This is a genomic window from Paenibacillus glycanilyticus NBRC 16618 (assembly GCF_004000805.1).
GTDB classification, from domain to species: domain Bacteria; phylum Bacillota; class Bacilli; order Paenibacillales; family Paenibacillaceae; genus Pristimantibacillus; species Pristimantibacillus glycanilyticus.
On record NZ_BILY01000075.1, the window covers coordinates 1 to 13,069 of the forward strand.

At 55.0% G+C, this 13,069-nt stretch carries 10 protein-coding genes; 8 read left to right on the forward strand and 2 right to left on the reverse strand.

The features are described from left to right. Window positions 1-318: 318 nt before the first annotated feature. A complete protein-coding gene (locus PGL01S_RS30205; protein WP_127499388.1) occupies window positions 319-1,629 on the reverse strand; it encodes a glutamate-1-semialdehyde 2,1-aminomutase in 1,311 nt (436 codons plus the stop codon). A gap of 563 nt (window positions 1,630-2,192) precedes the next feature. Further along, complete coding sequence (locus PGL01S_RS30210; protein WP_127499390.1) at window positions 2,193-3,257, reverse strand: LCP family protein; 1,065 nt, start codon at window positions 3,255-3,257, stop codon at window positions 2,193-2,195. Between the two features lie 253 nt (window positions 3,258-3,510). On the opposite strand from PGL01S_RS30210, the gene PGL01S_RS30215 reads away from it, so the two are divergent. The 8 genes from PGL01S_RS30215 to PGL01S_RS30250 form a co-directional block, all read left to right on the forward strand. Continuing rightward, the gene (locus PGL01S_RS30215) at window positions 3,511-4,587 is read left to right on the forward strand and encodes an ABC transporter ATP-binding protein (protein ID WP_127499392.1); all 1,077 of its coding nucleotides are present in this window, start codon (window positions 3,511-3,513) and stop codon (window positions 4,585-4,587) included. Continuing rightward, on the forward strand, window positions 4,584-5,378 hold the full coding sequence (locus tag PGL01S_RS30220) for an ABC transporter permease (RefSeq protein ID WP_116394105.1): 795 nt from the start codon (window positions 4,584-4,586) through the stop codon (window positions 5,376-5,378). Before PGL01S_RS30215 ends, PGL01S_RS30220 begins: the two co-directional genes overlap by 4 nt. 6 nt (window positions 5,379-5,384) lie before the next feature. After that, the gene (locus PGL01S_RS30225; protein ID WP_127499394.1) at window positions 5,385-6,176 is read left to right on the forward strand and encodes an ABC transporter permease; all 792 of its coding nucleotides are present in this window, start codon (window positions 5,385-5,387) and stop codon (window positions 6,174-6,176) included. 38 nt (window positions 6,177-6,214) lie between these two features. Continuing rightward, on the forward strand, window positions 6,215-6,682 hold the full coding sequence (gene bcp / locus PGL01S_RS30230; protein WP_127499396.1) for a thioredoxin-dependent thiol peroxidase: 468 nt from the start codon (window positions 6,215-6,217) through the stop codon (window positions 6,680-6,682). A gap of 484 nt (window positions 6,683-7,166) precedes the next feature. Beyond that, entirely contained in the window at window positions 7,167-8,462 is a 1,296-nt protein-coding gene (locus tag PGL01S_RS30235; protein ID WP_127499398.1) for a polysaccharide deacetylase family protein, read from the forward strand. Window positions 8,463-8,535: 73 nt separating this feature from the next. Further along, window positions 8,536-9,558 (forward strand): AAA family ATPase, encoded by a 1,023-nt coding sequence (locus tag PGL01S_RS30240; protein WP_127499401.1) that lies wholly within the window; start codon window positions 8,536-8,538, stop codon window positions 9,556-9,558. Next, window positions 9,555-11,045, forward strand: a complete 1,491-nt coding sequence (locus tag PGL01S_RS30245) for a DUF58 domain-containing protein (RefSeq protein WP_127499403.1) — start codon at window positions 9,555-9,557, stop codon at window positions 11,043-11,045. The genes PGL01S_RS30240 and PGL01S_RS30245 overlap by 4 nt, the downstream gene beginning before the upstream one ends. Beyond that, window positions 11,035-13,069, forward strand: a 2,035-nt coding sequence (locus tag PGL01S_RS30250) for a transglutaminase-like domain-containing protein (protein WP_127499405.1), incomplete at its 3' end; no start/stop codon positions are given. The genes PGL01S_RS30245 and PGL01S_RS30250, both read left to right, overlap by 11 nt.

Genomic DNA, 13,069 nt, shown 5'->3' on the forward strand with positions numbered 1-13,069 from the left:
ACGTAGAAGATTGCCTGTTGAAGCGGTGTTGCAGCTTAATAAGCCCCTGGCAGGGTCTTATTGGCAGAGAGAGTTGTGGGAATGGTTAGCATAAGACCCTCTGAGGGTCTTATTTGCTTAAAAGACGTAGAAGATTGCCTGTTGAAGCGGTGTTGCAACTCAATAAGACCCTGGCAGGGTCTTATTGGCAGAGAGAGTTGTCGGAATGGCGGGCATAAGACCCTAGCAGGGTCTTATTTGCCTATCAGAGCGGTTAAGTGTGCTGATGCAGAGAATATGAAAAAGCTGTTCCAGTACGGAACAGCTTTCTGTATTTCATTACAGCTTCGAGAAGGCATGCTCTGCTGCTGCAAGAGTAATCTCGATATCTTCCTTCGTATGGGCGGTGGTCAGGAACCATGCTTCATATTTGGAAGGGGCCAGATTGATGCCCTGCTCCAGCATAAGCTTGAAGAAGCGGCCGAATATTTCGCCGTCGGTATCCTGCGCTTCATCATAGTTGGTTACCGGATGGTTGCAGAAATGGGCCGAGAACGAACCTCGGATTTGGTTAACCGTCAGAGGAATGCCATGCTTTGCAGCCGAAACGCGCAGGCCATCAGCGAGCGTTGTCGCCAGATCGTTCATGCGGTCATAGATGCCTGCTTCCTGAAGCACCTCAAGGCACGCGATTCCGGCGGAGATGGAAGCGGGATTGCCCGCCATCGTACCTGCCTGGTAAGCAGGGCCTAGAGGAGCAACCTGCTCCATAATTTCCTTGCGGCCGCCATAAGCGCCAATCGGAAGGCCGCCGCCGATGATTTTGCCAAGCGCGGTAAGATCCGGCTCGATGGCTTTGAAATCCGGGAAGGCATTAAACGTCTGCGTCGTGCCGTAGTGGAAGCGGAACGCCGTAATAACCTCGTCGTAAATAACAAGGGCGCCGGCTTCGCGCGTCATTTTGCAGAGGCCCTCCAAGAAGCCGGGCTTTGGCATCACCATGCCGAAGTTGCCGACAATCGGCTCCACCATAACGGCGGCCGTATCGTCGCCCCAGCGCTCCAGCGCTTCCTTCAGGGCATTCAGGTCATTAAACGGTACCGTAATCACTTCATGCGCGATGCTGGTCGGAATGCCGGCGCTGTCCGGAATGCCAAGCGTAGAAGGGCCGGAGCCAGCGGCAACGAGCACAAGGTCGGAATGGCCGTGGTAGCAGCCGGCGAACTTGATGATTTTATTGCGTTTCGTGAACGCGCGGGCAACCCGAATGGTTGTCATAACGGCTTCCGTGCCGGAGTTCACGAAGCGGACTTTATCCAGAGAAGGGATCGCATCCTTCAGCATGCGGGCCATCTGGATTTCCAGCTCGGTAGGGGTACCGTAGAGCGTACCGTTTTGCGCCGCCCGGACAATCGCTTCCGTAATATGCGGATGGGCATGTCCCGTAATAATGGGGCCGTAAGCCGCTAAATAATCGATATAGCGGTTATCGTCGACATCATAGAAGTAGGCGCCCTCCGCGCGCTTCATGAACACCGGCGCACCGCCGCCAACCGCTTTATAAGAGCGGGAAGGGCTGTTGACGCCCCCGACGATATGCTGCAGCGCTTCCTCGTAAAGCGCCTCTGAACGTTTGCGTTGCATAGTCATGAAAGAAATCCTCCGTAGTTCGTAATATGTAAGCCGGTTGCCTGCGCAAACAGCCTGAATGAAGAAAAATCGACACTCCCCATTATCGCGCAGTCGGAGCAAAAAGCAAAGTCATGCTCAAGGGCGTTTCTGGCCTAGCAGATATCTTTCTCTCCGTTGTAAATTATAGGCAACACAAGCGGCGTGATCTTTATCCGCCAATGCATGGCTATGCTGCTCATTCACCTTGTACGAAATGCAGTATATTTGCCCCAGGAACAGGGTTAGGACAAATTATGCTGTACCAAATGCAGGATATCACTTGGAATCTAGCCCAATGGGGAGGCTAATTCTATCGTATCCTGCATTCCGTGCAGGATATATCTGCCTACGGGGCTCATATACGTGAATATGCTATACTTCGTGCAATATAACGCAAGCGACAGCTAAGCCAGCCAAATGATTATACAAATGAAAGGTTAGCGTACTCTACCTTTAACCGCATGAATGCGAAAGGACCAGATCCCGCTGGTTGGCGGAGATCTGGTCCTTTTTTTGTAAAGCTAACTCCCTTTATTCTATCCCTATTGCGAGCTACTGCTGTTATCCGAATTTGTAGTGGTATCGGTTCCGTTCTTGGCACCCGGCGATGGGGATGGTGTGGTCTCTGTATCATCCTTCGCCAGTGTCTCTTGAACCGTTGCTTTCAGTTCATCCAGGTCTTTGACGCCAATCACGGCCGCGCCGCCTACATGCTCTTCGGCGATCTGATCCATTGGAGGAACCTGCTGCGTGCCTGCCAAGTGGGAATCGACGCCCAGCTGGCCAAGCTTCAGCATATCGGTAACCTGGAGATTCGTCTCGATGTAAGGCGATACGCTGTCCAGAATTTTTTTCATCTGTACGATGTTCCAGCCTGATTTAAGCTTGTCGGCTACAGCGCCTAAAAATTCGCGTTGGCGCTCGGTACGGGTGAAGTCGCTCATCGCGTCGTGGCGGAAGCGAACGTATTGCAAGGCTTTGTCGCCGTCCAGCAGCTGGTAGCCCTTTTTCAGATCGATATCGTATTTATTTTTGTCGGCGTTATCCGTATAGTGCATATCTTTTTCAACGTCGAAGTATACGCCGCCGATCGAATCGACGAGGGCTTTGAATCCTTCGAAATCCGTGTACACATAATATTGAATGTCGAGACCAAGCAGGTCTCCGACGGTTTTCATGGCCAGCTGCGGTCCGCCTAGCGTAATCGCCGTGTTGATCCGGCCTTTGCCATGCCCTTCGATATCAACGTAAGTGTCCCTGAGGACGGAGAAAAGATGCGCCTTTTTCGTAACCGGGTCAAAGGATGCGATCATGATTGAATCGGACCGCGGAACCTGATTTTCTTCCAAACCGCGGGCGTCGCCGCCGAGAAGCAGAATGTTGACGCGTTCTTTGCCTTCCCATTTCGGAGGCGCTTGAGCGGTGGTTGTATTGTTTTCGAATTGGCCAAACCGGGAATCCTCTTTGTTCTTGCTGAAATTGTCTAACGAATTATATACGCCGGTGCCCCAGTAAACCAGGCCAGCGATGGCAATAACTATAACTACGAGAAAACCGCTAAGTACCCATTTCCAAGGTTTTCTTTTCTTTTTAGCTTTTGTAGCCATGACTGTAGTAGTGCTCCTTTCAGCAACTCATCCTGCAAAAGTGTGTAAACCCAAATCAGACAGGCGATCCATCGTTCCCGAATCGATGATGCCTGCCATTTACGCAAAACCATAACTATTGTAATATTACATATCATAAAATTATAAAGCGGAACGATAGATAGACGCAAGTTTTATCGTTTCCCTTGGAAAAAACTCATAATTCCCCGGGAAATGTCGACCGTTCTTAACGGAGAGGAGTTTTATTAAACCCATGCTGGCGATTGATGTCAAAGATCTGCGAAAGCAGTTTAAAGTGCAAAAGAACAGAGAAGGCTTGTCCGGCGCTCTAAAGGATCTGTTCAAACGGGAAAACAACGAGGTTACAGCCGTTAAAGATATATCGTTCCAAATTCCGCAAGGCGAGATTTGCGGTTATATCGGCGAGAATGGCGCAGGCAAATCGACTACGATTAAAATGCTGACCGGCATTCTGGTACCGACATCCGGACAACTGAAGGTAAACGGTTATGTACCCTACAAGGACCGCGAAAAATTTGTCGGAGGGATTGGCGTTGTTTTCGGCCAGCGCTCCCAGCTTTGGTGGGATATCGGTGTTATTGAGTCTTTCCAGTTGCTGCGCAAAGTATATCGCGTATCCGAGCAAGATTTCCGCAAAAGACTGGACAACCTCGTGGAACGCCTTGATCTTGGCGATCTTCTGAACCGTCCGGTCCGCAAGCTGAGCCTTGGGCAGCGGATGCGCTGCGAGCTGGTTGCATCGCTGCTGCATAATCCGTCGATCCTGTTCCTTGATGAACCAACCATTGGCCTGGACATCGTGGTGAAGACGGAGATCCGCGAGTTCCTGAAGGAGCTGAACCGCGAAGAGGGGACCACGATTCTGCTTACCACTCACGACCTTCAAGATATCGAAGCCTTGTGCTCACGTGTCATTATGCTGGATGACGGCCGGATTATTTATGACGGCGGACTGGAAGAGCTGAAGAACCGCTGGAGCAAAGGACGCGAGATCCAGTTCCAATTCGGCACGCCAACGTCGCTTGCGAAGCTGCAGCTTCTAACAGCAGGACTGGATGTTACCTGGACGATGAGCGAGCAGGGCGCCTCGATGTGGCTGCCGCATACGATTAACGTATCGGACGCGCTTGGCGTAGTTGTAGGCGGGGCGGATATCCGGGATATCAAAATCCTCGAGACCAACACCGACGATATCGTGCGCGAAATTTATCGCTCCGGTTCAGCGTCGGTATCTGCCGCCGCAACGCTGCTGGAAGCCGAGTCCCCAAAGCAGGAGGCCGAGGCTGAGAAGGAGACTTCTCTGCGATGATGAGCGCTTACGTCGATTTTATCCGAATCCGGTTTCTGACTATGCTGGCTTACCGCGTTAATTATTATAGCGGTATCATTATTTATGCGATTAATATCGGAGCGTATTATTTCCTCTGGAAAGCGATTTTCGGCTCGGCCGAGACGCTTCAAGGCTTTACGCTTGCTCAAATGACGACGTATATCGCCGTGTCGTGGATGGCGCGCGCCTTTTATTTCAATAACCTGGACCGCGAGATTGCGAACGATATCCGGGACGGAAGCATCGCGATGCAGCTGATCCGCCCGTATTCCTATTTGCTCGTCAAAATGATGCAGGGACTTGGCGAAGGGCTGTTCCGCCTGATCCTCTTTATGGGGCCGGGACTGGTAATCGTCTGTCTGCTGTTCCCGGTCAAGCTGCCGAAGGACCCGGCTGTATGGATTGTCTATTTCATTATGCTGCTGTTCAGCTTGTTCATTAATTCGCAGCTTAATATTTTGACCGGTCTTGCGGCCTTCTTCGTGGAAAATAACGAAGGAATGATGCGGATGAAGCGGGTGCTTGTCGACCTGTTCTCCGGCGTACTCATTCCGATCGCCTTCTTCCCGGGCTGGCTGAAGGGGACGATGGAATGGCTGCCCTTCCAGGCGATCACGTATTTGCCAAGCGCCGTGTTTACCGGACGTACCCCGATGAGCGAAGCCTGGGGCGTACTGGGCATTCAGGCGTTGTGGTTCGTTATTTTGCTCGTGCCTATTATGTTTACTTGGCGTGCGGCCCGCAAGCGGCTGTTCGTGCAAGGAGGTTAATTCAAGATGCTGTATGCCGTGTTATTCTGGGAATACATTAAAAACTATGCCAAAACCCGTCTGACCTACCGTGCCGACTTCTGGGTAGAGGTTCTGTCGGACTTGATGTTCCAAGGGATGAACCTGGTGTTCATCCTTGTCGTGTTCCAGCATACGCCTTCGCTTGGCGGCTGGTCGGAGTCGGAGGTTATTTTCGTATACGGCTTCTTTATGATTCCGTACGGAATCTTCTCCACCTTCTTCGGGATGTGGAACTTCAGCGAGCGTTATATTGTAAAAGGGGAGATGGACCGTATCCTGACGCGTCCTGCCCATAACCTGTTTCAAGTGCTGCTCGAAAACGTGGATCCGCCGTCCCTGATCGGCTCCGTGGTAGGTGCGGTTATTATGGCCGTCTGCTGGAATGATCTTGGACTAGCGTTCCACTGGTATTATGTCTTGATTATGCTGTTGTTCGTGCTTGGCGCCGTGCTTGTGTATGGCGGGATTTATACGGCGCTGTCGGCGATATCGTTCTTCTCGGATGCGCCTACGGGCATCGTACCGCTTATTTACAACGTACAGAACTATGGCCGTTATCCGGTCAACATTTATAACAAAACGATTCGGTTCGTCTTGACCTGGCTGCTGCCCTTTGCCTTTGTTGGCGTAATTCCGGCATCGTATTTCCTGGATAAAAAGGCGGATGACTTGTCTCAGCTGGCCTGGTTTACGCCGGTTATGGGCGTGATCGTGTTCGGACTGGGGCTGGCGCTCTGGAACCATGGCGTCAAGCGGTACCGCGGGGCGGGCTCGTAGGCCCGGCAGGTTAAGGCAGGTATTGGAGGTTTAGTGGCATGAGTACGATTGAAGTAGGCAAAAAAGCGCCGGATTTCAAGCTGCCGGCATCAAACGGCGAGACGGTGAAGCTTAGCGACTACCGCGGGAAAAAGGTTGTCCTCTATTTCTACCCGAAGGACAATACGCCTACCTGTACGCAGCAGGCTTGCGATTTCCGCGATGCATATCCCGCTATGGTGGACAGTAATACGGTCGTGCTGGGCATCAGCCCGGATCCGGTCAAGTCGCATGAGAAGTTTATCGGCAAGCAAAGCCTGCCGTTCCTTCTCTTGTCGGACGAGAATCATAAGGTATGCGAGAAGTATGGCGTCTGGCAGATGAAAAAGCTGTACGGCCGCGAGTACATGGGCGTAGTCCGCTCCACCTTCCTCATCAACGAGAAAGGCAAGCTTGTCCGCGAGTGGCGCGGCGTAAAGATCAAAGGCCATGTCCAGCAGGTTGCGGACGAAGCGGCAAAGCTATAACGGTTGGAAGACGGGTCCTGTGGACCCGTCTTTTTTTTGTTTGCATGGTAGCAAGGCAAAGGACCGTATTGCAGCAACTTAACCGCTCTTCACTTGCTTTTCACTACGATGTAAGAGGGGAAAACCGAAGTGGTGGGGAGTGAGAGGAGTGAAATAAGAGGGGAAAACCGTGTTGCAGGCAGTTGGAGCCGGCGGAGGCTGGTGCGCGAGGCGAAATAGCAGGAAAAAAGCCTGCTGCAGGCGATGCGAGCCAGCGGAGGCTGGTGCGCGAGGCGAAATAGCATGAGCCAGCGGAGGCTGGTGAGGGAGGCGGAAATAGCAGGAAAAAAGCCTGCTGCAGGCGTGCGGGGTTGGAGAAGGCTGGTTTTGGCATCGGGCAAAACAATATACGAAATGAATGATTAACGGGGCATTTGCTAGATTTGCCGCTCATATACTCTACTAGTTTGATTACTTACGAGAGTAGAGAAGGGTGGCAAATGTGATGCGATTGCTGGTGCAGACGGGATTATGTTTGGTTGTGTTATGGTTTGGGCTGCTTGGAGCCGGTCCGGTAACGGAGGATCAGGGGGAGGCGGCAAGCGAGCTTGCGCATGCGGGGCTGGCGAGCGAGGTAGCCGCGGCTGCCGGGAGCTCTGCGGATGGACCCGCCGAGCATCAGGAAGAAGGGGCGGGAAGTCCGATTCTAGCGGATCAGCTGGTTAACTATAGCGCGGAGGAAGCGAAAACAGCGGCGGCCAAGCCAACCGTCTATTTGACGTTTGACGATGGTCCAAGCGAGAAAACCAAGGAGGTTCTTGCCATCCTGAAGCGCGAGGGCGTGAAGGGAACCTTTTTTATGCTGGGCAAGGAAGTGAAGCAGTATCCGGATATCGCGAGGCAGGTCGTGAAGGAAGGCCATGCCATCGGCAATCATACGTACGATCATGTGTATAAAGAGCTGTACAGCAGCTTCTCCACATTCGCCAAGCAGGTTATGGATACCGACGATGAGATCTATAAAGTGACGGGGATACGGACCAATCTGCTGCGTGCGCCGGGAGGGACGTTTGGCAACTTTGACCAAGGGTATTACGACGCGCTTGCCAAGGCCGGCTATATCGTCAACGACTGGAACGTAGACAGCGGCGACTCGGCGCGGGTAGGCGTACCGGCCCAAGAGATCATCAACACCGTTAAAGGCTCCAGGCTATCCAGTAAGGTAGTTGTGCTGATGCATGACAGCTCCATCCATGGGGAATCGGTAAAGGCGCTGCCGGAAGTGATCGATTTCTTCAAAAACAAAGGATATCAGTTCGCGGTGTTAACCGATCAGGTTAAGCCGATCCAATTCCGCCTCTCCCCATCGATGAAGTGGAAGCGCCCCAAAGTGACGGCTGCGGAGACGTTGACTCTCGTTCAATATACGGCCCGGACGAGAACAACTCTGCCCCAGCAAAATACCCAAAGCTTAATCATTCATGCCGGCGGAGAAGACATTCCTTTTGCACCGCAGGATTACAGGATGTTAAACGGCACCATTGATGTTCCTTTGCGGCAGCTGGCTTTAGGGCTTCATGGCATTATCCGTCTGGACATGGCTAACGGGGTCGTCGAGGCCATGGTGAACAATCAAAGCGCAAGCTGGACGGCATCGGAGGTAGGAGGCAGCGGAACGTCCCTGCCGAACCGAATTATGGTGCCGTTAAGAGAAACGCTTCAGCGGTTTCATATTGGAATAAGCAGAATAACGGTTACGGAAGGCAAAAGAGAGATTTGGGTAGAGCCGTCTTCCGTCTAGCAGGTCTAAATAGAGAGGCGCGTGGCGATACTGAAAGATAGAGAAGCTATTTTTCAGGAGGTCGATGATAGAGATGATCGTGCCGAAATTCGAAGGCTTGCAGGAAAGAGCGGAAGCGCAGTCTTGGCCGGAGCCGCCGCAGGTGCTGCTGCAAAGGCTTATTCATAGAGTAGATCAGGTTTTGCTAGGAAAAAGAGAAACGGTTACCCAGCTTCTGACGGCTATGCTGGCCGGCGGCCATGTGCTGCTGGAGGATGTGCCGGGCGTGGGGAAAACGATGCTGGCGGGCGCTTTTGCCCGCGTGCTGGGGGGAGAATTCAAGCGGATCCAGTTCACCTCGGATATGCTGCCTGCGGATGTGATCGGCGGAGCGGTCTGGGACAGCCGGATCAGCGAGCTTGTCTACCGGCCGGGGCCGATTATGGCCAACATTGTTCTGGCGGACGAGATTAACCGGACTTCGCCAAGAACGCAATCGGCGCTGCTCGAAGCGATGGAGGAGCGGAGAATCAGCGTGGAAGGGGAAACCCGAAAGCTGCCGGAGCCGTTTGTGCTTATTGCCACGCAGAACCCGTTAAGCTATGAAGGGACGAACACGCTGCCGGAAGCGCAGCTGGACCGTTTCATGATGCGGTTGTCGATTGGCTACCCGTCTATGGAGAACGAAGCGAAAATGCTGGAGCAATACGCGTCCGGCTCGAGGCTGGAGCCTCATCAGCTGCGTCCGGTCCTTATGCTGGAGGAGTGGCTGCGGATGCAGCGCGAGGTGCGGCAGGCGCATGTCCATCCCGGACTGCTCGAATATATGGCAAAGGTGACGGATGCGACTAGGCGCGCGCCCGAGCTGGAGCTGGGATTAAGTCCGCGCGCGGGACGCGACTGGCTGCGCGCGGCACAGGCAAGAGCTTACGTAGAGGGAAGAAGATACGTGCTGCCGGATGATCTGTTCGCCACCGGTGAGACTGTGCTGGCGCACAGGTTGAACGGTGTAAGCGCCGGCGGAAGACAGGTGTCCGAAGCTTTGACCCGGATTATGAGAAGTACGCCTCTGCCCGCGTCAATTGCCCCCGGTCAAATCGCAGGGAGGCAGAAATGAAGAAGCGGGGAAACGACTCGAATGTCATGCTGGCGGAAGCGGCCAAAGGACAGTCGGCACAAGGCTTCCCTCCTTCAGCAGGCAATAAAACGAAGCTGGCCGGAGCAGGAAAGGCCGGAACGGGAGCGCAGGAAACGGTTGTAGAAGAACCGGCGCAGTCTGCGCGTCCTTCGGTTTACCGTACCCGCTGGGGTGCGTGGCTCCTCATAGCGGCCGGCTGGCTGATGAGTCTGGCCGGCATGCTTACCCGGGGCGGGGCGGTGGAGACTTTTATGCTGATTGTGCTGAGTCTGCTTCCGTTGTTATCGATTGTTATGCCGCTGCTCTCGACCCTTGGCCTTACGGTCAGCCGGATTATCCCGGAAGCCAAAATCAAAGACGGGGACGAGGCGGTTATACGGCTGACGTTAAGGCGTTCTTCCATTGTACCTTTCGTATGGATAGCCGTTCACGATGGAATGATCAATACCAGCGCGGCAAAAAGGACGAGCTTGGACTATCGTTATCTTGTTGCGCCTTTGCTGCGCAAAGAGGTGGAGATCAGCTATTCCGTTCTTGCCGTCAGGCGCGGGGAGCATCAATTCGGCCAGGTGACGGTAACGGTTGGCGATTGGCTTGGACTTACGGCTTTTCACAAAAAGCTGGAATGTCCGGGCACCCTAGTAGCCGTCCCCGCGCTTCCGGAGCAGCAAAGGAGCCGGGCGGAGCAGCTGCACGGAGCTATGGCGGAGCAGGTATCGGGCGATTCTTCGGCGGCTTTTATAAGCGACGGCGGAGAGATCAGCGCCATTACCGCGGACAGGCTGCTGCAGCAGGCCGGAATCGGGCCGGACAGCAGACCGTACCGGGAAGGCGACTCGATGCGGCATATTAATTGGCGGGCTGCGGCCAAAGGACGAGGGATGTTCACGAAGCAGCATCTGCTCGAGCAGCCGGCCGAGATTATTATGATCGCGGATACGCACAGTGCTGCGTTTAATCATGACGGGCGGCTATTTGACGCTTCCCTGGCTTGGCTCGCAAGAGGAATGGAACAGGCGGCAGCGGATGGCTGCGATGTCCGGCTCCTTGAGGGGACAGTTGGTACGGGAGGGGCAAAGGAGAAGCAAAAGCGGGGCAGCCAAGCCGGCCAGCAGGTTAACCAACTGCTGGAACGGCTGGCGAAGCTGAAGCTCACGAAAACGGCAGTCTCCGTTGACAGCCTCCGGACGGAGCTTGGAGGCTTGAAGGCCGGCGGCGTAATCCATGTCTATACCGCGGACTGGAAAAGCGGTCAAAGCTGGATTAAGCTTGCCGCTTATGCGGCCGATCAGAAATGCGGAATCCGCCTGCATGTCGTCACGAAGCAAACAGTTCTCACGTTTGCGATGCGCGAGCAGCAGCGCCTTCTGGAAGAGGCGGGATTGTCCGTCAACTGGCTCGCTTATCCGGATAAAATGAACCGGCCGACGCAAACGGCGGAAGGAGGCAGCCGGCATGCGAGATAATACTCCCGATAACGGGTCGATGGGCTTCCGCGTACTGACGACCGCCTTGTTATTCGGCCTATTGGCCGAATGGCTGCTGCCTTGGCTCCACTACAAGGAATGGGCGGATGTCTACCAGATTGGCCCGCTGCTGACGGTGGTTGGATGCGTAATGGTTATGGGGCTTTTTCGCCCGGCCTGGTATATGTCGCTCCTTATGAACGGCTTCTTATGCGTCATGACCATCATGCTTCTATTTAAAGGAAATGACGAAAACGCGCTGCAGTGGCTGGCGAATTACCCCGGCATGCTGGCCGGAGATATTAAAGAGCTGTTCACTTACGGCATGTGGACGATGACCAGCGAGCTGAGGACGCTGCTGCTTTTCGCAGGCTGGGCTATGCTGGCTCCCGCGCTGCAGGCTCTTGTATGGATGAGGCAGGTTGCCCTGGGTCTGACGGCGATTACGGTCTCTTACCTGCTGATTCTTCATACTTGGGTGGGCATCGACGTGTTTAACGGCTTGCTTCGCACAACGGCGGAGGGCCTGCTGCTCGGAGCCGTCGTAACGATGGCCAGAGTAAGGCGGATGCAGGGCGGCGGCAGCGAATTCGACCGCCAGCTCCATCCGAAATGGCTGGCAGCCGGCGAATTTCTGGTGCTTTTATGCGTGGGCGTCGGAATGCTGTTGTCCAGCGGGCAGCCTAGGCAAACGGAGCCCTCGGCATGGACGGTAAACGCTGCGAATCGGCTTGAACAAGCGATGGTGGAGCTTGGCAAGGAAAATTATTCGGCTGCCATGCAGGCGGCGATGGGTACGGCGGGGCAAGGCCGCGGCATGACCGGGTACGGCTTCGACGACCGGGAGCTTGGAGCTTCCCTATCCCAGGACGATACGGTGGTGTTCAGCGGGTTTTCGCCGGTTCAGACCTATTGGAGAGGTGAATCGAAAGCCGTCTATAACGGACGCGGCTGGGACAGCAGCTGGAGCGGGAAAGTGCTGCATCCGGTGGAATACGGTGACAAACCGTCCGAGCTTGCGGCCAGCCCTACCGGGGATAACCGGACCATCCGGCAGACGGTCATTATGACCGAGCCTTCCGTTTCGCAGGGCTTGCCGCTCTTTTTCGCGGGGAGTGGGGGACATGTGCTTAGTCTGTCGGCTATTGATCCCAACCGGCAATTAAGCACGTATGTGGAGGATGAGCTGGCGGGCGCTCTGTATGCGGCGGATAAGGAAGCGCAGGTAGAGCGCTATACCGTCGAGAGCCGGCTTCCGGTAACGGATACCTCCTTGTTGCGGGAGGCGGGCAGCTCCGCTTTTGCCGGAGAAACGGCGGCTCTTACGCAAACCGAAGAGACGGATCTGTCGGACTACCTGCAGCTGCCGGATTCTTTGCCGGATCGTGTAAAGACGCTGGCTGACAAGATTGTCGGCGACGCACGGACCGACCGTTACGATCAGGTGAAAGCGGTCGAGCAATATTTGAAGAACAGCTATACGTATTCGCTGGACAGTACGGTTCCGCCAAAGGGAGCGGACTTTGTCGACTACTTCCTGTTTGAGCAGGAGCGAGGGTATTGCGTGCATTTCTCCAGCGCTATGGTTGTCCTGCTCCGCGAGGAAGGGATTCCGGCGCGATGGGTAAAAGGCTTTGTATCCGGCACGCCGGTATCCACGGCGGGAGCGGACGCTGCCAGCGCAGCCGGGACCCTCTACAATGTGCGGGCAAAGGATGCGCACGCATGGGTAGAGGTGTACTTCCCCGGCGCAGGCTGGGTGCCGTTCGACCCGACGCCGGGCTTTGCCGGCGGCACGGGGCCAGCGGGTGCGGACGCCGGGGCATCGGCGTCCGGCGGGCTGTCATCGGCCGGCGGAGCTGCCGATGATGCGGGTGCGCCAGAGCATGCCGATGCCGGAACGGACGGCATGCTGGCGCGGTTTGAGGCGGCGGTGGACCACGGCGCCTCGGCCGTAGCGCGAGGGGCGGATGCCCTCGCGCAGGCGGCGCGGAGCGCCGCCCATGGCGCGGCGGCGGCTTCGC